We start from the raw sequence: 19,055 nt of genomic DNA on the forward strand, positions 1-19,055 counted from the left end.
TATCTCAACTTTTAGGTTATAACATTACTTTTTTTAAGACTTTCACCCTTGTCAGGTCTAGTCAGCCTTATAGTAGAATTGCTTGGCGTCAGATTGTGGCGATGCTGACTGAGTGACCAAAATACGGTCTTTAGTATTATCTGAACCATCCACAAATCCCTGAACTGTCGGAAGTGTAACTCCCTTTGGAATAAAGAGAATTGCTGCTCCAGAAATACCCATTCTTAAACTTGATGTGAGATAGCCATTCTCAAGTTTTCCATTTGTATTTTCAACAACATAATTCTCAGGAGCTGTTAAATTGTCCTTAGAAAAATTCAAACTACTACCATTCCCATTCTTCCAAGTCCCTTCAAGGCTTTGGAAGTTATTATCCTTGATAGCATTAACATCCATGCCTGTTTGTTCGGTCTTAGTTTCTGTTTTTGATTCTGTTTTGGCCTCTGATGAGCTTGATGATGACTCTGATGATTGTGAAGAACTTGAAGATTCTGAGCTATCAGACGTGCTAGCACTAGAGTAATGCTTGAGCAGCTCTTGGTAAGCCTCTTGCATGTCATCTGGTGCTACCTTATAGGTCTGAACAGCCTTCTTATCGTAATTGCCCTTCCAGTAGTTAGTTACATAATAAACAGTACCATTAGATCCGAGAACAATTTGGTAAGAATCCTTATCTTGGTCAACCAAATCCTTATAAAGCTTGTTGTAGCCATTATAATTGCCACCAGTTTTATCATCAGCTGAGAAGTCCTTAAAGAGGGCTTTTTGTTCAGCGGCATCGTCTTCATACATAGCATGTTTCTTATCCTTCAAGGTATAAAGACGGAAGGATGATGTTGGGCTATAGTCGGCGGTCTTACCACTATTTTCATTAATTCCTAGAGCAAAGGAATCAACCGTGTTTTTATAGTCCTTGAAATCATAGTTTGAGACTTCCTTACCATTGATGATACCACTTGGAACACCAGTAATATGTTCATAGCCATCCGCATTGATGAGATTAGCAAGGATGGTAATCGTTTGGCTGCTATCTTTTTCCTTAGGTGCCTTAAATGAAAGGAAGGTTGGACTACCATCATTGACCTTAGTGATACTATCAAAACTGCTTTGAACTAAAACAGCATCCTTGGCATAGTCAGACTGATAGAGCCATTTCCCAAAGGCTTCTGTGATGGACTTAATGTCTTCAGTCGAATAGTCTGCAATATAAGTGGTTTCCTTATCACCATTGACATCGGTCTTAGTCTTGATATCTGCATTTGGCTTATTTGGATCGTTAGAAGACGACTCTGAGCTTGCATCGCTACCAGAGGATGAACTACTTGATTCCAAAATATCCTTAATAATGCTTTTAACTTGGCTACTTGAAGAACTAGACGAGGTCTCGCTAGACTCAACGACTTCAGAACCTCCCTCAACCTGAGTATAGGTGTTTGAGTCAGTCATTTCAACCTTTGCATCTCCTCCAGGCACCATACTTGGTGTGATACGGATAGTACCGTCTGAGTTGCCGTTAGTTCCAGCCAACTTAAAGCTCAAAGAACGGTCTTCGCCGGATTGGGCATTAGCCTGATAAGTATCACCTGTCTCAGTATTTTTGACTTCGTATTTGTCTCCCTTGATTTTACGAACTTCAAAACGCACCTTGTTCCCAGTATTCTTATCGACAACGGTTGTGGCATAAACTCTTGAAGACGATGTGAAAGCCGTGCTCTGAGTATATTTTCCAAGTACCATGAAGACCAAAAAGACAATCAAGGCCAAACCGATAAACTTTTTATGTTTAAACTGTTTCATGAGGTCCTCCTAGATAAATAGATAGCCTACAACATAGCCAAAGAGAGCAATACAAATCAAGAGCAAAATTTCCAAAACTAAAAACCAGCTAAACTTGAGATCGCCCAAACCAACCTTAGACAAAACTTGTCTGAATTTAGAATTTTTCTGTCTGCTCAAACCACTAGAAAGAGCAAAACCAGTCTTAGCAGCTTCAGCAACTTCCTTATCGCTCGGCTTGCGGCCATGCTGAACTTGGAAGTCAATCAGCCATTCATCATATTGTTGCATTTATTTCTCCTTCTTCTGAAGTGTGACGAAAAAGAGTAGGGCATAAACTAGGCAATGAAGTACCAAGGCCCACCATTGTCCCCAGAATTCGCCTGTAGACCCTTGAAAAGCCTCCAACTGGCTCTTAGGGACAGGAACATGGTACTTAGCCAAGCTAGATGGCAAGTCTGACAAGTCACTAGAAATCCCAAAAAGCTTGTGGCCATAACCTAGATAGACAAATTTTTGTACCCAATCAATGGCTTTTGGCAAAGATAGGATAGTTCCCGACAATGAAAATTGCATGATACCCACAACGACTGCTAGGATAACAGAGGTAATCTCAGATTTGCCAACCAAGGCTGAGATAAAGAGGGCAATAAAATGCGACGCCAAGAAAACCAGAAGCACTGTAATCCCAACTTCCCAACGGTAGGAACCAAAAATATGACCAGCGTCTGGAAATTCTTTGTCAAAGAACTTACTAAAAACAGAGTAAGATAGGATAAAGACAATGGTTTCCAAAACAGCAAAGAAGGCGTGAATCCCCATACTAGCCAAGGCAAAGGCCGAACGACTCAAACCTGAGAAAAAGTCACGGTTGAGGACCGAGCGTTCCTTAGAAATATAAATACTGTTTTGAACCACAATCAAGAGACTGGTTGAAAAAAGCAAGAGAAAGAGGGTCATTCGAGTTGTTTCGAAATCTTTCAAAAATCCCTTGTCCTGAATATAGAGGATTAAGCCTTCGAAAGCGACAATGCCCAGAAGAACCTTAACAAAATCCATGTAGTGATGTTTAAATTTATACCAACTTAATCGTAATGCTGCGTTCATAAGTCTCCCTAAATCTTGTAAATACGTGTTGAAGCATTGAGCTCTTGGTAGACATCTGCGATATTCATATCCATATATTTACGAATCATATAAGGATCGCTAGTCTTGTATTCCAAAAGCAACTCTTCATAGGTCCCTGCAAATGTCGGACGTCCCTTAGACAAGAAGATAATCTTGTCAAAAATAGCCAAGTTTTCTGTGTTGTGGGTAATAACCACAATAGACTTGTTAGCTGATTTAGCCAAGATTTTCAAGGTACGTAAGAGATTACGGTCACTAAGAGCATCCAAGCCTGAAGACGGCTCATCAAGGATAAAGTAGGGACTAGGGCTAAGAAGCTCGATACCAATGGAGACACGGCGTTTTTGCCCACCAGAAAGCTCTGAAATCTTCTTGTTTGCAAATTCCGTCAGCCCTAAATCATCCATAATCCCTGCAATGCGATGCTTTTTAGTCAGCTTACCACTTCCTTTCAGATGATGGTCCGCATAAAAATCAAAGGTCTCAGATACCTTGAGGTACTCACGAAGAAGATTTTGTTGGGGCACATAGGACCAAGAGCGTGAACCAGCAGTCACAGGTTTGCCATTTTCTAAAATACGAAATTGTTGGCAGGTTGGTTTAAGCTGGCCAAGGAGAATCTCAGTTAAGGTTGTTTTCCCTGAACCAGAGGCACCCAAGATACCGACAACTCGGCCAGTCTCCATAGTAACATCCAAATCTGTAAAGAGCTGGTTATCATTTCCCTTATATTTGAAACAGATATGTTCAAATGTTAATTGATTGGTTTCCATTAATATCTCCTAAGACATAAGTAACATCAAAGCCACAATTAGAATGGCTCCGATAATAAGAACGATGACATTGATATTGAAGAAGAGAATCAAGCTTAGTAGAATCACAAAGGCGAAGGCCGCAAAGAGGTAATTTTTAAGAGACGACTCTTTAGTCTGAGTCACCGCAACAGGTTCAAAAGGGATTTCCTTTTTACCTGATACATTGCTAGTATCAGCAGCCGTCCCCTTCTCAACTTCCCAAGCCTTTCTCTGAGCCTGTCTGAGTTTTCGGTCGTATTGTAACTTCTCATGGTCTGAGAAAAAGATTGAGCGAATCGTGTAGAGCTCACTACGCAAACGCTCTCCCTCTTTATCCAAGGTACCATTTGTCCAGAGTTCCTCCAGCTCTTCACGTAAAAAGGAAAGTGCCACGAAACAATCTTGAGCCGACATCTCTGGAGAGATACGGTTACTGACCTCTCTTAAATAAGATACTTCCTGTCCTGTCTCTGTATCAATTGCTTTGTAGTAGTCTATCATGAGATGAATTTAGCAAAAATAGCTTGAAGTTCTGACAAGTCTTCCTTAACCACTTCTTGGGTTTGGTTGACTTGTGCGTTGACTGAAAAACGTGCCACAACAGTATTGCTTCGAGGATCAGACACTGTTACGGTAACAATTTGTTCCGAATCGAAGGCATAGGTGACTTGTGCCAAGAGCTCGCCTTTCTGGCGAGGTTGTGGCACTTGTCCTTCCACTTGTCCCAAAATCTTCACAGCAAATGGATTTTCATAATTTCCTTCTGTGATACGAAGCTTGAACTTACTCTGTCCATCCACGACCGCAAAGAGATCCTTGGTCACTGCCAAAGGCAAGACCGAGTTACGTGGAACCACGACACTATTATAGTAGTCACCCACAAAGCTGTAGTTCTTGTTTGGATTTTTCTTGAAGAGCAGACCTATTCCCTGAGAGGTCACATCCTTGACAACTACTCTGTCTGTCTCAGTTGTCTTACCATCCTGGTGCTCAGAGAAGCTAACCTCGTTATTGACGATAAGGTCGGCCAAAATAGATGCCCCCTGTGCCACGATAGTGTCTGGATTAAGGTCAAACTTAGGTTCCAAACCACTCATCAGGCGAATCATTTGACGAATCATTGGCATACGTGTTGAACCACCCACAAGCAGGATATGGTCAATCTCTTCCCATTTCAAGCCAGACGCTTGAAGGGTAGATTGTACCTTGATTTCAGTATCTTTGAGGAGGTCCAAGGTAATTTCATTGAAAATTGCTTGAGTAATCAAGACACCGTAACCTTGACCATTGACATAGTGCTCATAGAGAGCTTGGTCATTCACTGATAGACTAGTCTTAATCTGCTCAGCCTTGTATTGAAGTTGAATTTTTTCCTTCTCGGAAAGGTTAGTCATATTGACCCCTTGTTTTTCCAACTCCTGCATGATGTAGCCCACAAGACGCTTATCAAAGTCAATCCCACCAAGACGTGAATTCCCATCAGTTGCCAAAATATCATAGGCATGATCAGCCACGCGCATGATAGTAACGTCAAAAGTTCCTCCACCTAGGTCGAAGACCAAGACATTTCCTTGGGCATTTTTAGTGTGGGCATAGGCAATGGCCGCAGCTGTAGGCTCATTGATAATACGCAAGACGTTAAATCCTGCGATACGACCAGCATTCTTAGTTGCCGCACGTTGATCTGACGTAAAGTAGGCAGGCACTGTGATGACAGCATCCTTGATACCGTCTGCCTGGCCCATCTCCTGACCAACGACATAGGCACGTTTACGAAATTCGTTCAAAACCAAGGCCGAAAGAATAATAGAATTGACACGTGTGTGGTCTGGTGTATCACTAGCAATCGGACGCCCGATGTCACGTTTGAAGTCAAATTTAAAGTTTTCTGTACTTCCGATTTCTGTCCCACGCTCGATGGCTTCTTTACCAAAAGATACATGGTTTTGGCCACTAATATTTGAGAAGTAAACCGCTGAACGTAAGACCTGATCGTCATTCGTCCCCATCGGAATAATCTCTGGCACATCTTCACGAACAACAGCCATAACGGAATTCGTTGTCCCTAAATCAATACCAATCGCTTTTTTTCTCATAACAATTTCCCTTCTAGCCTCATTCCTCATTTTGAGTTTTCTTGACTATAGCTCCAAGCAGGCATCCGCTTAGATTGTCTCTATTCATCGCTGTCACATAAAACTCCAAAAGAGTAAAGTTATTCCAGTCTAGTTTTTTTCACTATACTATATTATCACAAAAAAAGAGACTATAAAATAGGAAAAAAGGGAGTAGGACCGAACAACTTTTTAAAAATTGTTCCTTGTCCCACTCCCTTGAGTATTAGTTGATTTGAAAGACTTGATGAACTTAGAAATCCCAGAGCTATTGCCCTCCTAAATTGTCATGTTTATAGCAACTTCTCTCCTAACTTAATCAATTGAACTCTCACCAACATAGATAATTTCTAAATTACCCAAGGAAACATCTCCTTTGATGTAGAAGTCCTTGCTGGTCAAATTGCTAGGATTTTCCTCATGCTGTACAGCTGAGAGAGAATTATCCACATTCACATGTACTCGCCAATCACTGGGCACATAGAGGCTAAGACTTCCAAGAGAAACGTCCACATCAAACTGGGCAGATGGCCCCTCAATACGGCAATTATCAAAATAGACGGAAGCCTGTCCTAAACTAACATCTGCACTCCCATGCGTAAATTGCTGGTCATTGAGATACTTGGTCACCGCTGAAAAAGTGACATCAATATCATTTCCTCCATTATTAGCGTCTGAACCAGTTGCACCCAATCCAAAACGATTCTTTGTTTTACTAGAAGAATTGAAGAGAATGTTCAAGCCAATAACTGCAAGAATGGAAGAAAAGATAAGGACCGAATTAGATACTGGAAGAAAATGGAACTGTCCATTGAGTGAAAAAAGAGCCACAATACCATAGGCGAAACCAAGACCAAAATGTCGCTTCAAAAGACTAGAAAGGGATAAAATAGCTAATAAGACCACCCAGGCCAACATCCAAATACTAATTTCCCATTTTATAAAGTAGTCCTGTACAATTACTAAAGCTGCCAAAAGGATCAAGAGGATCCCAATTAATTTCTTTCTCATTATCTTACCTCATTTCGTTTAGTCGTTCTTTTAAAACTTGATAGTAGCGTCTTGATACATGGACCTGCTTGTGGGTCTGATAGAAATTCACCGTACTGGTCCCTGAAAAAGACTTCTCCAAAGAATAAATCTGCTTAGCATTAACAATCGTCGATTTGGAAATCCGACAAAAGGCAATCGGAAGCAATTCTTCCAATTCGTAGAGTTTTTGCTTTACCTCATAGGCCTCATCCTTAGTATGACCATAAATTTTCTCCCCGTCTGTTTCAAAAAAGAGAATATCTGCCAAATCCAGAAAATATTCACTGCGATTCTTGTAAAAGGCTAACGGAACTAACTTTTGCTTTAGAATAGACTCTTGGAGCTGGGCTAATTCCTGTGTTAACCGAGGAGCTCGAATCAAGATTTCAGGCTCATCCATGGATGGGTCTAATTCGATTCTAACTTTCATAAGACTCCTTTCCTGTCCTTTTGATGTTTCCATTATAACAACTGCTTTACACAAAACAAGGCCTTTTAGGTAAGTGGCACAGTTTAGCCCCTAAGAGGTTAAAACAGACAAACAAAAGAACCTGGCTGTTGCCAAGTTCTCATTTTTAGTGTGGAGGACTCCCCTCCCATTTGTAATCTGTTCAATGCTAACTAACTGAGCAAGTAACTACTACTTCACAGTATCTTCACGACTCACTTTTTGTGATTCACCAGCCTTACCATTGATACGGTAGTCGCTGTAGTTAGAACCACTACTGCTAGAGTCACTATCGTCACCAACATATTCCACATTACATGACCAAGAGATTTTATCTTTGATATCTCCTGATGACTTAAATTTCGAATCATAACCATAATAGAAATCATAAACTGCTGTGAAGGTCACCTTGAAGGTCTTCTCACCAGTCTGAACGACTTCTGTGACGTCAACGTCTGAGAAAGAAATACTATCAGCAGCACGGTTTTTAGCACCCGTAGTATTTCTATCAATATCAGCCGTTACATCCTTGTACATGGTATCATCAGTACCATTTAGGAAAATGTCAGATACACCATCTGGTGTCGTGTTGTGATTAGAAGCGTAGCTGCCAAATTTACCGTAGGCAGCAGTCAAGAGACGATCTGCCGTATCACGATCAAGAACACCATCAGCATCTAGAGTAACCGTTTGACCTTCAGAAATTTTCTTAATAGACAATGTCTCTGTCTTGATAGAGCTACCATCTTCGAAATTCTTCTTAACATAAACGGCTGACGAACCAGCTACTGCTACCTTGTTAACATCTAGTTTCCCTGAGTTAAGAGTTCCAATCTTAGTACCACCAACGTAGAGGTCTCCATCCTTAAGATTAGACTTAACAGTAAAGCTGAGATACTCTACAGAAAGGTTGACTTCTGTTTTAGAGGTCACATTTTCCTCAGATGAGACAGTGATATCTTGATCATTTACCTTACCAGAAGCCACAAAATTGTAAGTTCCTGGATAGAGATGATTCAATTTAGCCGTGTAGTTATTACCATCTGTAGTAGCGTAAGAAACCCCGTTAATGGTCACATTCAAATCAGCTGTATTAACAGTCAAATCAACCGTTCCAGGATCAACCACGACTCGCCACTTAGGAAAAATAAGGAACTGACGTCCAACCTTTTGCATACGTTCGCCAGACATGAGTTGGCTCTTGCTATAGGCTTGTGTACTTTTAGTGTCTGTGTACTTGACTTCAGATGTTTTAATTTCCTTTTTAGTATCAGACCATACTTGGTATTCCAAGCTATCTTTAAAGCTCTTCTTAGCTGCTGCTTCATAACGCTCTGCTACTTGACCACGTGAGTAGTAATAAGAACCAAAGCCATAACCAGCAAGCGCTAAGACTGCTGCAACAACACCAGCAATAATCAGGATTTTCTTCCCTTTAGCCATAGCTGGCTTGGCTGGTTTCGCAGCCTTACCATCTGAGATAAACTGATGGATGGTTGACACATCATAACCTGAAGACTTACCAAGTAGGAATTCCTCAGGGAGAGGCTGACGTCCAACATAGGTTTTAAAAGCCTTCATCCAGATAGCTTGTGCTTCTTTAGAAGCAGCCTCTGAATTTTCTTCAGCTTGACCTTGATCTGCTTGAGATACTGGTGCAAGCTCCTCAGTTTCTAAAGGAATCGTTGCCTCTTCGTCACCAAGCGGTACATCTTCAAACACTTCTTCGGCAACGTCATACTCATCAACTTCTTCTGTTGGTTCAGAAGGAGTGGCATCTTGGTCCAAGCCCATCGCCGCAATGCCTTTAATAGCCTTTAAGTCAAAGTCTGCTTTCTGGCCTTCTTCAATCTCCAAAGCATGGGGCGGACGACCAACTGCCTTTTCAAATAAATCAATCCACTTTTCTTTTGTTGCCATAAAGACTCCTATAAACTTACTTTTTCAAAAAATGCTAGAGGTTTACTTAGATTAGAATAGAAGCCCCACCATAAATGATGACATAATAGTAAATACGATTGCAAACAAGATTGACAAAATTACACCATTCAAAAGTGCTGCCAAGATCATTTGATAGAACTTATCAGCCTTCCACGCTGTTGTTACAGGAACAATTGTAAAGAGGTTTGCAAGTGCAAATAAGAAGTAAACAACATAGAACAAGAAAAGCGGGAAGCCAACAAGTCCAATAGCTCCCAACAAGATTGTTACGAGCAAGATTGGCAAGGCCAATGATGTCAAGCGACCAAAACGGTCAAAGCTATTCAAGAAAGTAGTCTCAGGATCACGGAAAATTGCCTTACGTGTTACAAATCCTGCCAAGATAAAGGCAAAGATAAAAAGGAAGGCAGCTAGGATACTAGCAAAGAAAGCTCCAAAACCAATGCTTGATGTCTGGCTTGAAACTGAAGATGAGTAAGCATCTGTTCCATAAGAACCAAAAAGGTTACTCAATGCGTTTGTTGTTGATACAATTGAACTAACCACTTTACGTGCCACAGCGCTCAAGATTGCAAAGAAGGCAAGTCCAGTAAAGAGTGACAAGAAGATATAGTTAAGCCAACCATTGTGTTTACCATAATCTGTCATGTCAGCTGGACGACGCCATGCATTAAGCAACCATGTCCAGTAGTTTTTGAAAGTTGTCGCAAATGCTGATGGTTGGGCTGGAACAACTACAGCTTGACCGTTGATAAATTGAACGTTTTGACCTGGTTGAAGAGGTTGACCGTTAGCAAAAGCTGCTTGTTGACCAGCTTGAGCATTGGCAAAACCAGCTTGTGGTTGTGCTGCCTGATTTGGCACTCCTTGTACTGGAGCAGCTTGAGCACCTGCAAAGGTTGGTTGAGGTTGTGCTGCCTGAGCATTTGTAAAAGAAGCTTGCGCTTGTGCGTCTTGTGCACTCGCAAAAGTCGGCTGTGGTTGCGCTTCTTGGGCACCAGCGAAAGTTGGCTGTGGTTGCGCCTCTTGGGCTGGTGTTTCTTGAACATTAGCGAAAGCTGGTTGCGCTGGCGCTTCTTGTGTTGGGGCAGTTTCTACTGCTGGTGCGTCATCTTGGAACTCACCAGCTGCAAGTGCTGCTGCAATTTCTTCTTCAGTCGCTGAACGACCATTGATGGCTTCAAAAAAGTCTAACCAATCTGCTTTAGTCATAATAATCTCCTTAAAAATACATAGAATGTCTTTATTTTATCACAAATAAATACATTAATAAATGTCATTTTTATTAGAAAAAGGCTTGGAGCAAACTGTCCAAACCTTTATATTTTCTATTTACTTCTTTGTAGAGATTTTTGAATCTGACGATCCAGCTCTCGTTTAATGTGTGGTTCTGGTGCAAATCGCTCTTCCCAGTCACTTGGTTTAAGAATTTTGTGGGTCACGGGATCAAAGTGAGCCTTTCCATCGGGGAAAATTTTCCCCATATTAGCCTCATGAACCGTATCAAAGAAAGGCTTAGGATCGACCCCCATAAGGACAAATGAACCATAGGTCAAGTAAAGCAAGTCAGTCAAAGCATCCACCTGACCAACCATCGTTGACTCTGAGTGCTCTTTAGAACTAACTTTGAGGGCCGCCTTATCAAGAGCAGCATGCAAATCCAGAACAGCCTGACCAAAGACACGCTTGTCCCCACCTGATGAAGCATAAAGAAATTCGACGATTTCTTCCAACTTGAAGTCCGCACGGTGACCAGCTTCCTCGATACCGTAAACACGAGGCATGTCGTTAGTTGAGCCATCCATCAAATGGTGGAAATCCTTAACCTTGTTGAAGTTGCCATCATCACTGGTAAATGAATTTTCTGTCTCAAAATGAATCAAACCGTAGTGTGACAAGGCTTTGGCAATCCCATTCTGGTTATTAGTATCAGTGACATGGGTAGCCTGGTCTTTCAGCTCGTCTTCACCATTACCCATGGCAACACCAATGCCGACGCCAGACAGCATTTCTAGGTCATTTTCCGAATCCCCGAAGGCCATAACCTCACTGAGTTCGAAACCAAAAACCTCACCTAGATGAGCGATACCTTTCAACTTAGATTGGTCCTCTGAAATAATATCGGCTGAATAAGGGCTTGAACGGGTAATCTTCACATGAGGAAACTTTTCTTCAATATCTTCTGTTTCCCCCACCGTCGCTACCATAACCACCTGATAAATAGGCTCACGCATGATAGTCTTAAGAGTCTCAATACTTTGTGGCTTGAAACGACGAATCAAAGACTTGAAACTACGTTCCACCATCTTAGCCCAGGACTTAGGGACAATACGGCTGACGATTTGTCCAAACTTACTCGTTCCCATACTAATAATATTGGAACCAACAAGACCTGTGCTAGTCCCTAGAGAAATCTCTCTACGGTGCTTGGTGGCATAGCGAATCAAGTTGTAGACTGTTGATTTAGGGAGCTGATTTTGATACAGGACCTTGTCATGAGTCAAAATATATTGACCATTATAAGTGACTGCAAAATCCAGACCCAGATTGTCCATGAAAGGCTGAACAAATCCTGGACCACGACCTGTTGCCAAACCAACCAAGATACCATCTTCCTTCATTTGACTGATAGCTTTTTTGGTTGAACTTGACACACGTTTTCGGTCATTTAGAAAAGTCCCATCAATATCAAAAAAGACTGCTTTAATGGCCACAGAGCTCCCCTCCTTCTAACATATTATGCTAAAATAAATTATAACATATAATATAATGGTGAGTAATATAAATGACAAAAAAAATCCTAGTCCTTCACACTGGAGGAACAATTTCCATGTCAGCGGATAATGATGGCAAGGTCAGTCAAAACGCTGATAATCCCATGAACCATGTGGGGCTTGATTTAGACAATTTAGAACTAACCGTTCTCGATTTTCTTAATATCCCTAGCCCACATATCACACCCTACCACATGCTGGATATTTACAAAAAAATCAAGGAAACAGCTGGGCAATATGATGGTGTGGTCATCACCCACGGAACAGATACTCTGGAAGAGACAGCCTACTTCCTAGACACCATGGCCGTCCCTGAGATTCCAATCGTCCTAACTGGTGCCATGCGTTCGTCGAACGAACTAGGAAGCGACGGAGTCTATAACTATCTCTCAGCCCTACGTGTTGCTAGCGACGACAAGGCCGCTGACAAAGGAATCCTGGTCGTTATGAATGATGAAATCCATGCAGCCAAGTATGTGACTAAGACCCATACCACAAACGTGGCAACCTTCCACACACCAACCCACGGTCCACTAGGAATCATCATGAAGCATGACATCCTCTGGTTCAAAACTGCAGAGCCTCGGGTTCGTTTTGACTTGGAACAAATCACAGGAACAGTACCAATCATCAAGGCCTATGCTGGGATGGGTATCGGAGATGGAATCATCAGTCTCCTAGACCCTGAAAAGATTGATGGCGTGGTTATCGAGGCACTAGGTGCTGGAAACCTCCCACCATTGGCTGCAAGAGAAATCACAAATCTTATGGAAAAAGGAGTCCCTGTTGTGCTCGTTTCCCGCTGCTTCAACGGTATCGCCGAACCTGTCTACGCCTATGAAGGCGGGGGAGTCAAACTCCAAGAAGCTGGCGTTATGTTTGTTAAAGAACTCAACGCACCAAAGGCTCGCCTCAAACTCCTCATCGCACTCAGTGCGGGACTCAAAGACCAAGAATTGAAAGACTATATCGAGGGATAAGACATGAAACTTAGTATTGAAGCAACCGATAAATTGGAAAATAAAGATTTCCACTATGAGCTGACAGTCTCAAAAACACATATCGCCATGGTCTGTGGCACCGTGCTAGCCAGTCTAGCCTTGGTCGCATGGTTGAAGAAAAAATAAAAAAGCTTGAAGCATGGTCACTAGAAAGGTGACTGAACTGCTTCAGGCTTTTAGTTTTCTTCGTCTGGTCTATATTCAAGAATATCTCCTGGTTGGCAATCTAACTCCTTACAAATAGCATCCAGTGTTGTAAAACGGATTGCCTTAGCCTTGCCTGTCTTAAGAACCGAGAGATTGGCTGGGGTAATACCAATACGTTCTGCCAGCTCACCCGAGCGCATCTTCTTCTTGGCAAGTTCAACGTCCAAATTGACAATAATCATAAGCCCCTCCTAAATCGTGTACTCATTTTCCTCAGCAATGGCATTAGCCTTAGTCAAAATCATAGCAACAGCATAGAGAACAAAGCTAACTAGCAAATAACTGATATTAAAGAAACTATAACTATGGTTGCCTGTCCCAAATGTAAAGATACCATTATTGATAAAGGCCCCAAGAACTAGCAAATGCGCTGACCAACGAACCAACTTAGCATTTTTAGCGATAAAAATATCAGAACGATAAAGATTAATCAGAAAGACACGTAGACACAACAAGAAGCCTATGTTGACTGACATACGAAGGAAATCAATGGTTGCTGCAAAAAGCGTCAGACTAGTGCTACTACTTTTCACGGTAACCCCCGAACCAAGAAGCATACGCAAACCTTGTTGTAAGAGTCCTTCATGACCAGTCAGGATAAAGGCATCAGTAAGAATGGTAATAACAAGACTTAAAAAGCCCGCAAAAAGGAGGACATTAACGAACAGGAGAATACTACGTAGACGTTTCTGTTCTTGCGTTTCCTGACGATTTTTAGCACTTTTGGCCGATCTCCAACCATAATAACTAGAGCCAGCCAAGGCTAGGATGATTAAAAAATAAAATAAGATAGTTGTCATGTGTTACCTCGATTGTAAATTCATTTGATTTCTTTGAGCATAGACTAGAAAAAGCCAAGGTGCCTCTAGGAGCCCTTGACCTCATACTAAATCATTAGCTAACTATTAACAGTATCAATTATATCGAATATCAATATAAAATACTAGTTTATAGGTAAGATTTTACTACTTTTCAAATAAGATTCCTTCAATTATTTGACAGCTGTTTGTCCCTTACGAAGACGGACAGCATCACAAGCTAGAGAGACCAAGAGGAGCCAGACTGATGTGCTGAAGTCCACTACAAGGTGATTAGTCGTTCCCAACTGCAGGAAGATATTCAAGGCTGATGGCACAAAGGTTAGAAGAGCAGCCTTTTTCAAGAAGAGAGAAAAATCTTCTGTCCAAAATGCCTTCCAAGTAAAGTCTTTAAGCTCTTTACGAAGGAGACAAAGCAAGGCAAGATAGAAGGCGAATTGTAACTCTGAGACTAGCCAGTAACCCCATCCAGAAAGGTAATGAACCTCAGCACCTGGAAAAAGATTAGTCACATCCACAAAAGGAAGGATAAGTAAAGCAAGCATTGCAAGACCGTAGATTGCCATAAGAAGAATAAGAACAGCGTTGATGATTGATTTAAGTGTTTTCATGATAAGTATTTCCTTTATTAAATAGTTTTTGGTATATAATTTCTCTTTTTCGCGAATAAGATTATCTTTATCGAAAACTTATTATCGTTTATCGATAATTATATATTACACTCTTTATTTCTCCTTGTCAACACATTTTTATCGTTTTTCGATATTTTTTATCTAAAATTCAAAAAATAAAAACCAGCCAAGAAAATCTCAACTGGTTAGCTTACTTATTTTAATCGCCTAGACTGGTCATGGTTCCGTCTAGACTTTTTATGAGTTTAAGAAGAGGGATTCTACGTTATGAAAAAAAGGAAAAAGGGATTTTGGAAAATGAGGGATGAAAGTTGTAGAATATGGGTAAATTGAGCCTCTTCCTAGCATCAATACTAGTTTTGATAAACCTTAAAGTCTTGAGGATGCTTCTGGAAATTTCGGTTGAAGGTTACTTTAATTTTTACTGTCATTGTTTTGTCCTCCTTTTTTAGGAATGGTTTGGCTTAGCCAAAACGTTTTATTATCAAAACCTATCTCGTTTTGATGGTTTTATTATAGGTTGCCTAACTTAAAGAAAGCTTGTAATAAGCTTGAAGGAAACTTAAAACTCTCAGTGAGTTTACTGAGAGTTTTTCTGTCTAAAGCATGGATAAAATAATTCCCAAGACCAGAGCCACCCAAACGGCATAGCGAATTGTCGCATGATAGCGGTAACTTTCAATAACCTTGGGTAGCTTTGTAAAGAGATAGGCAATGTAGGCAACTATGGAAAGAAAATACCCTTTAAAATTCCAGGACGAGCCTAAGATACTAAAATCTTCGAATAGGGGCACAAGCATCAGTACAGCCGTAAGCATACACCAGACCGGTAAAAGCGTCCTTTCCTTTTGATGCTGTATATGGATAATCAGCTGAGCTATAAAACCCGCGACGTACATAATCAGTAATACCGAACAAACTAGAGAGATAAGAAGTGAATAAAGATATAGGGTATGAAAGTCCGTCTTTCCTTCTATCAGCTTTGCCAATTCGGTAATAAACCAAATCAAGATGAAGGCGAAAAAATAAAACAGGAGACCTAACATCATAAGAAATAAGGGATGCAAGATAGCAAAAAAATCGATTTTTAACCGTTTCTTTTTCATGGGTTTCCTCCTCAATCAAACTCGCCTTGGCTTCTCAAATGAGCTCCTAGCACCTGCCAATCAGGATTCTCACGCCAGTTAGGGTCAGACACAATTTGGCTGGCCACGCGCCTTGCTTCTTCTAAGATATTGTAGTCTTCCACAATATCAGCCACTTGAAATTCAGGAATTCCTGACTGACGTGTTCCAAAGATCTCTCCTGAACCACGCATTTTAAGGTCCTCTTCTGCTAGAACAAAACCATCCGTAGTCTCACACATGGCCTGCATGCGTTTTTTCCCGGTATCATTTTTAGGATTGGCCACTAAAACACAGTAGGACTGCTTATGGCCACGACCTACACGGCCACGAAGTTGGTGCAGCTGGCTAAGTCCAAAGCGGTCGGCATCCATAATGACCATAACCGTAGCATTTGGCACATTAACCCCCACTTCGATAACTGTGGTTGATACTAAAATCTGAGATTTTTTATCCTTGAAGTCCTGCATAATTTGGTCTTTTTCATCATTTTTCATGCGACCATGCATCAGGGCCACTGTAGCTGAATCCCCAAAGAACTCTGTGAGTTCCTGATGAAGGGCCACCGCATTTTTCAAATCGAGAGCCTCAGACTCTTCAATCAGAGGTGAGATAAAATAGACCTGAGCATCTTCTTCCAACTCGCCCTTAATCCAAGTCAGTACGGTATCTAGTTGCTCATGTTTAACCCAACGGGTAATAATGGGCTTACGTCCAGCCGGCATCTGGTCAATGATTGACACATCCATCTCCCCAAAGGCAGTGATTGCCAAAGTCCTAGGGATAGGTGTCGCTGTCATCATAAGGACATCAGGATTGTCACCTTTCTCACGGAAAATACGACGTTGATTAACCCCAAAACGGTGCTGCTCATCAGTAATTACTAGCCCAAGCCTGTGATAAGTCACAGCATCCTGAATCAGTGAGTGAGTCCCCACAATCATCTGAGCCTCGCCAGATTCGATTTTGGAAAGAGCTACTTTTTTGTCCGCTGCCTTCATCCCAGAAGTTAGGAGCACTACCTCTAGCTCAGGAAAAAGTCCCTGTAAACTCTGATAGTGCTGCTCTGCTAAGATTTCCGTCGGTACCATGAGGGCAGACTGCAATCCTGCCGTATAAGCCCCATACATGGCCAGACTAGCGATAACTGTTTTCCCTGAACCCACATCTCCTTGCAAAAGACGGTTCATATGAGCCCCAGATTTCATATCAGCTAGGATTTCCGATAAACTACGCTGTTGGGCTTCTGTCAAGGGAAATGGTAATTCTGCAATTTTGGCTTTGATTTTAGCTTCATCGTAAGCAATTGCTAGACCATTGGTTTCGGACTTATTCTCAGCCTTCAGCACCTGTAAGTTCATCTGGAAATAAAAGAGCTCCTCAAACTTGGTCCTACGTAGAGCCTGCTTATATTCAGCCAAATCTTTCGGAAAATGCATAGCACGCACAGCCTCTTGGCGTCCCATAAGACGATACTTGTCCATAAGCACCTGTGGGAGACTCTCCTCCAACAAATTCAAGGCCCCACTATCAAAAGCTGCCCTTATAGCCTTTATCAGCTGGGCTTGACTAACGCCCTGGGCCACATGATAGACTGGCTGCATATCGTCCTCAACTTGAGCCAAGACTTTCATGCCAGTCACTGCAGACTTCTTCTGGTCCCATTTGCCAAAAATAGCCACTTCTGCCCCCATCTCAATCTTGTCCACAAGATAAGGCTGGTTGAAGAAACTAATGGCAATCACTGCCTCTCCTTGCTTGATTTTAAAACTCAGACGATTACGTTTAAAGCCATAATACTGCACATTGGCAGGGGTTACCACGGTTCCCGTAATAACTGCCTTTTCGCCATCCATCAGTTCAAAGATAGACTTACTCTTAAAATCTTCATATCGGAAAGGAAAATAAAGCAAGAGGTCCCCAACCGTGTGCAAATCTAATTTGGTAAATTTTTCAGCGGACTTAGGACCAAAGCCTTTCAAATCCGCAATTGGTGAATCTAGTTGAATCATATCCTCTATCATTTCTATCGTGTTCTTCTCCTCGTGAAAGAGGAAGCCTTATCAGCTATTATAACACATGAAAATGGTCTTCACTAAAATCAAAAAATCCAGTATCAAACTGGATTTCTCTTTTTATTTATATTAATCATAGCTACGAGGTACACGATCACTAAGCAAACAAAGAACTTCGTAGTTGATAGTACCACGTTTTTCAGCCACCTCTGTCGCAGTGATGCTTGCTCCTCCATTTTCACCCATAAGAGTAACAGGAGTTCCTAGGGGATAAACCTTAGGAAGGCGAACAGTGATTTGGTCCATAGACACACGCCCAACAATAGGACAAAGCTGTCCATCCACAATAACGTGGAAACCTTGTAAATCTCTGGTCCAACCATCCGCATAGCCAATCGGAATGGTTCCAATAACCTCATCAGCTGTCGTCGTATACGTTGCACCATAACCCACATCTTGACCTGCTGGCAAGGTCTTAACATGAACAAGTGCTGTCTCCAAACTTAAAGCAGGACGAATGTTATATGGAAGGTCTAAAACACTGCCACTAGGATTGAGACCATAGATGACGACACCCAGACGTACCGCATTAAAGACTGTTTCTGCATGCCAGATGCTTGTCGCAGAGTTGCTAGCGTGTACCAAGCGAGGACGGTCCACCAAGTTATTAACCAAATCCGTGAAGAAGGCCAATTGACGCTTGAATTTACTATCATCTGCCTCATCAGCCGTTGCAAAATGAGTAAAAATACCTTCGACATTCGCACCAAGTGATTTCAGACCAGCAATCAAGCTATCCGCATCCCCTTGGCTACGCACCCCAATACGACCCATACCTGAATCAACCTTAATATGACAGGTTAAACCAGTCAAATCAAGCCCTTGATTCTTAGTCATTTCCAACCACTCTAGCGAAGCTACCGTCAGCGTGATGTTTTCTTGAATAGCCAAAGGAACCTCGTCTGCCAAGACTACTCCTAAAATAAGTATCGGTTGTTCTAAGCCAGCTTGACGAAGTTCAAGCGCCTCGTCTAGGTTGGAAACACAAAAACCATCCACCTGCTTAGATACATGCTTGGCCACTTCGACAGCGCCATGACCATAAGCATTGGCCTTAACAACTGCAAAAGTCTGCACCTGTTTAGGGATGTGACTAAGCACTTGTTCAATATTTTCTGAAATTGCTGATAGATCAACCTTTGCCAAGGTTGGTCGATGTAAACTTGAAATCATAAGCTATCCTCTTCCAAC

Annotated in this window: 19 protein-coding genes; 2 read left to right on the forward strand and 17 right to left on the reverse strand. The window is 41.7% G+C overall.

What is annotated here, in order from left to right:
• Nucleotides 1-57 precede the first annotated feature (57 nt).
• From H7T99_RS03860 to H7T99_RS03910, 11 genes are all read right to left on the reverse strand, one after another.
• Entirely contained in the window at nucleotides 58-1,797 is a 1,740-nt protein-coding gene (locus H7T99_RS03860) for a DUF6287 domain-containing protein (RefSeq protein WP_037602566.1), read from the reverse strand.
• A gap of 9 nt (nucleotides 1,798-1,806) precedes the next feature.
• Complete coding sequence (locus tag H7T99_RS03865) at nucleotides 1,807-2,067, reverse strand: hypothetical protein (RefSeq protein ID WP_002884593.1); 261 nt, start codon at nucleotides 2,065-2,067, stop codon at nucleotides 1,807-1,809.
• A complete protein-coding gene (locus tag H7T99_RS03870) occupies nucleotides 2,068-2,883 on the reverse strand; it encodes an ABC transporter permease (protein ID WP_014635018.1) in 816 nt (271 codons plus the stop codon).
• 8 nt (nucleotides 2,884-2,891) lie between these two features.
• Nucleotides 2,892-3,677 (reverse strand): ATP-binding cassette domain-containing protein, encoded by a 786-nt coding sequence (locus H7T99_RS03875; RefSeq protein WP_037602569.1) that lies wholly within the window; start codon nucleotides 3,675-3,677, stop codon nucleotides 2,892-2,894.
• Nucleotides 3,678-3,686: 9 nt separating this feature from the next.
• Nucleotides 3,687-4,199 (reverse strand): hypothetical protein, encoded by a 513-nt coding sequence (locus H7T99_RS03880; RefSeq protein ID WP_037602571.1) that lies wholly within the window; start codon nucleotides 4,197-4,199, stop codon nucleotides 3,687-3,689.
• Entirely contained in the window at nucleotides 4,196-5,794 is a 1,599-nt protein-coding gene (locus H7T99_RS03885; protein ID WP_022495864.1) for an Hsp70 family protein, read from the reverse strand. The genes H7T99_RS03880 and H7T99_RS03885 overlap by 4 nt, the downstream gene beginning before the upstream one ends.
• 333 nt (nucleotides 5,795-6,127) lie before the next feature.
• A complete protein-coding gene (locus tag H7T99_RS03890; RefSeq protein WP_022495863.1) occupies nucleotides 6,128-6,823 on the reverse strand; it encodes a hypothetical protein in 696 nt (231 codons plus the stop codon).
• Between the two features lie 4 nt (nucleotides 6,824-6,827).
• Complete coding sequence (locus H7T99_RS03895; RefSeq protein ID WP_022495862.1) at nucleotides 6,828-7,274, reverse strand: LytTR family DNA-binding domain-containing protein; 447 nt, start codon at nucleotides 7,272-7,274, stop codon at nucleotides 6,828-6,830.
• 210 nt (nucleotides 7,275-7,484) lie between these two features.
• Nucleotides 7,485-9,212 (reverse strand): zinc ribbon domain-containing protein, encoded by a 1,728-nt coding sequence (locus tag H7T99_RS03900; RefSeq protein WP_037602574.1) that lies wholly within the window; start codon nucleotides 9,210-9,212, stop codon nucleotides 7,485-7,487.
• A 51-nt stretch (nucleotides 9,213-9,263) separates the two neighbouring features.
• Entirely contained in the window at nucleotides 9,264-10,445 is a 1,182-nt protein-coding gene (locus tag H7T99_RS03905; protein ID WP_037602577.1) for a DUF6574 domain-containing protein, read from the reverse strand.
• 116 nt (nucleotides 10,446-10,561) lie between these two features.
• Nucleotides 10,562-11,947, reverse strand: a complete 1,386-nt coding sequence (locus tag H7T99_RS03910) for a Cof-type HAD-IIB family hydrolase (protein WP_037602580.1) — start codon at nucleotides 11,945-11,947, stop codon at nucleotides 10,562-10,564.
• 71 nt (nucleotides 11,948-12,018) lie between these two features.
• Here H7T99_RS03910 and H7T99_RS03915 point away from each other — a divergent pair, with 71 nt between their 5' ends.
• Both H7T99_RS03915 and H7T99_RS03920 read left to right on the forward strand, forming a co-directional pair.
• Entirely contained in the window at nucleotides 12,019-12,987 is a 969-nt protein-coding gene (locus H7T99_RS03915; protein WP_037602584.1) for an asparaginase, read from the forward strand.
• Between the two features lie 3 nt (nucleotides 12,988-12,990).
• The gene (locus H7T99_RS03920) at nucleotides 12,991-13,134 is read left to right on the forward strand and encodes a hypothetical protein (protein ID WP_013991161.1); all 144 of its coding nucleotides are present in this window, start codon (nucleotides 12,991-12,993) and stop codon (nucleotides 13,132-13,134) included.
• A gap of 50 nt (nucleotides 13,135-13,184) precedes the next feature.
• On the opposite strand, the gene H7T99_RS03925 is transcribed toward H7T99_RS03920, so the two are convergent.
• The 6 genes from H7T99_RS03925 to alr form a co-directional block, all read right to left on the reverse strand.
• Complete coding sequence (locus H7T99_RS03925) at nucleotides 13,185-13,397, reverse strand: helix-turn-helix domain-containing protein (RefSeq protein WP_002884695.1); 213 nt, start codon at nucleotides 13,395-13,397, stop codon at nucleotides 13,185-13,187.
• A 9-nt stretch (nucleotides 13,398-13,406) separates the two neighbouring features.
• Nucleotides 13,407-14,015 carry a DUF2975 domain-containing protein gene (locus H7T99_RS03930; RefSeq protein WP_022496193.1) on the reverse strand — a complete coding sequence of 203 codons (609 nt, stop codon included), beginning with the start codon at nucleotides 14,013-14,015 and terminating at the stop codon, nucleotides 13,407-13,409.
• A 191-nt stretch (nucleotides 14,016-14,206) separates the two neighbouring features.
• Nucleotides 14,207-14,644 (reverse strand): hypothetical protein, encoded by a 438-nt coding sequence (locus tag H7T99_RS03935; RefSeq protein WP_022496192.1) that lies wholly within the window; start codon nucleotides 14,642-14,644, stop codon nucleotides 14,207-14,209.
• Between the two features lie 620 nt (nucleotides 14,645-15,264).
• Nucleotides 15,265-15,771 carry a hypothetical protein gene (locus tag H7T99_RS03940; RefSeq protein WP_004183442.1) on the reverse strand — a complete coding sequence of 169 codons (507 nt, stop codon included), beginning with the start codon at nucleotides 15,769-15,771 and terminating at the stop codon, nucleotides 15,265-15,267.
• A gap of 11 nt (nucleotides 15,772-15,782) precedes the next feature.
• The gene (gene recG, locus H7T99_RS03945) at nucleotides 15,783-17,813 is read right to left on the reverse strand and encodes an ATP-dependent DNA helicase RecG (RefSeq protein WP_257788654.1); all 2,031 of its coding nucleotides are present in this window, start codon (nucleotides 17,811-17,813) and stop codon (nucleotides 15,783-15,785) included.
• A gap of 120 nt (nucleotides 17,814-17,933) precedes the next feature.
• The gene (alr, locus tag H7T99_RS03950) at nucleotides 17,934-19,037 is read right to left on the reverse strand and encodes an alanine racemase (protein WP_037602591.1); all 1,104 of its coding nucleotides are present in this window, start codon (nucleotides 19,035-19,037) and stop codon (nucleotides 17,934-17,936) included.
• Nucleotides 19,038-19,055: the final 18 nt, after the last annotated feature.

The organism is Streptococcus sp. 17.1, assembly GCF_016648655.1.
In the GTDB taxonomy this organism is placed as follows: Bacteria; Bacillota; Bacilli; order Lactobacillales; family Streptococcaceae; genus Streptococcus; species Streptococcus salivarius_E.

Bases quoted from the DNA above. Each gene is read 5' to 3' on its own strand.
- H7T99_RS03870 (WP_014635018.1), bottom strand. From the start codon at position 2,883: ATGAACGCAGCATTACGATTAAGTTGGTATAAATTTAAACATCACTAC.
- H7T99_RS03930 (WP_022496193.1), bottom strand. From the start codon at position 14,015: ATGACAACTATCTTATTTTATTTTTTAATCATCCTAGCCTTGGCTGGC.
- H7T99_RS03865 (WP_002884593.1), bottom strand. From the start codon at position 2,067: ATGCAACAATATGATGAATGGCTGATTGACTTCCAAGTTCAGCATGGC.
- H7T99_RS03860 (WP_037602566.1), bottom strand. From the start codon at position 1,797: ATGAAACAGTTTAAACATAAAAAGTTTATCGGTTTGGCCTTGATTGTC.
- H7T99_RS03875 (WP_037602569.1), bottom strand. From the start codon at position 3,677: ATGGAAACCAATCAATTAACATTTGAACATATCTGTTTCAAATATAAG.
- H7T99_RS03920 (WP_013991161.1), top strand. From the start codon at position 12,991: ATGAAACTTAGTATTGAAGCAACCGATAAATTGGAAAATAAAGATTTC.
- H7T99_RS03940 (WP_004183442.1), bottom strand. From the start codon at position 15,771: ATGAAAAAGAAACGGTTAAAAATCGATTTTTTTGCTATCTTGCATCCC.
- recG (WP_257788654.1), bottom strand. From the start codon at position 17,813: ATGATAGAGGATATGATTCAACTAGATTCACCAATTGCGGATTTGAAA.
- alr (WP_037602591.1), bottom strand. From the start codon at position 19,037: ATGATTTCAAGTTTACATCGACCAACCTTGGCAAAGGTTGATCTATCA.
- H7T99_RS03900 (WP_037602574.1), bottom strand. From the start codon at position 9,212: ATGGCAACAAAAGAAAAGTGGATTGATTTATTTGAAAAGGCAGTTGGT.
- H7T99_RS03905 (WP_037602577.1), bottom strand. From the start codon at position 10,445: ATGACTAAAGCAGATTGGTTAGACTTTTTTGAAGCCATCAATGGTCGT.
- H7T99_RS03935 (WP_022496192.1), bottom strand. From the start codon at position 14,644: ATGAAAACACTTAAATCAATCATCAACGCTGTTCTTATTCTTCTTATG.
- H7T99_RS03915 (WP_037602584.1), top strand. From the start codon at position 12,019: ATGACAAAAAAAATCCTAGTCCTTCACACTGGAGGAACAATTTCCATG.
- H7T99_RS03890 (WP_022495863.1), bottom strand. From the start codon at position 6,823: ATGAGAAAGAAATTAATTGGGATCCTCTTGATCCTTTTGGCAGCTTTA.
- H7T99_RS03925 (WP_002884695.1), bottom strand. From the start codon at position 13,397: ATGATTATTGTCAATTTGGACGTTGAACTTGCCAAGAAGAAGATGCGC.
- H7T99_RS03880 (WP_037602571.1), bottom strand. From the start codon at position 4,199: ATGATAGACTACTACAAAGCAATTGATACAGAGACAGGACAGGAAGTA.
- H7T99_RS03885 (WP_022495864.1), bottom strand. From the start codon at position 5,794: ATGAGAAAAAAAGCGATTGGTATTGATTTAGGGACAACGAATTCCGTT.
- H7T99_RS03895 (WP_022495862.1), bottom strand. From the start codon at position 7,274: ATGAAAGTTAGAATCGAATTAGACCCATCCATGGATGAGCCTGAAATC.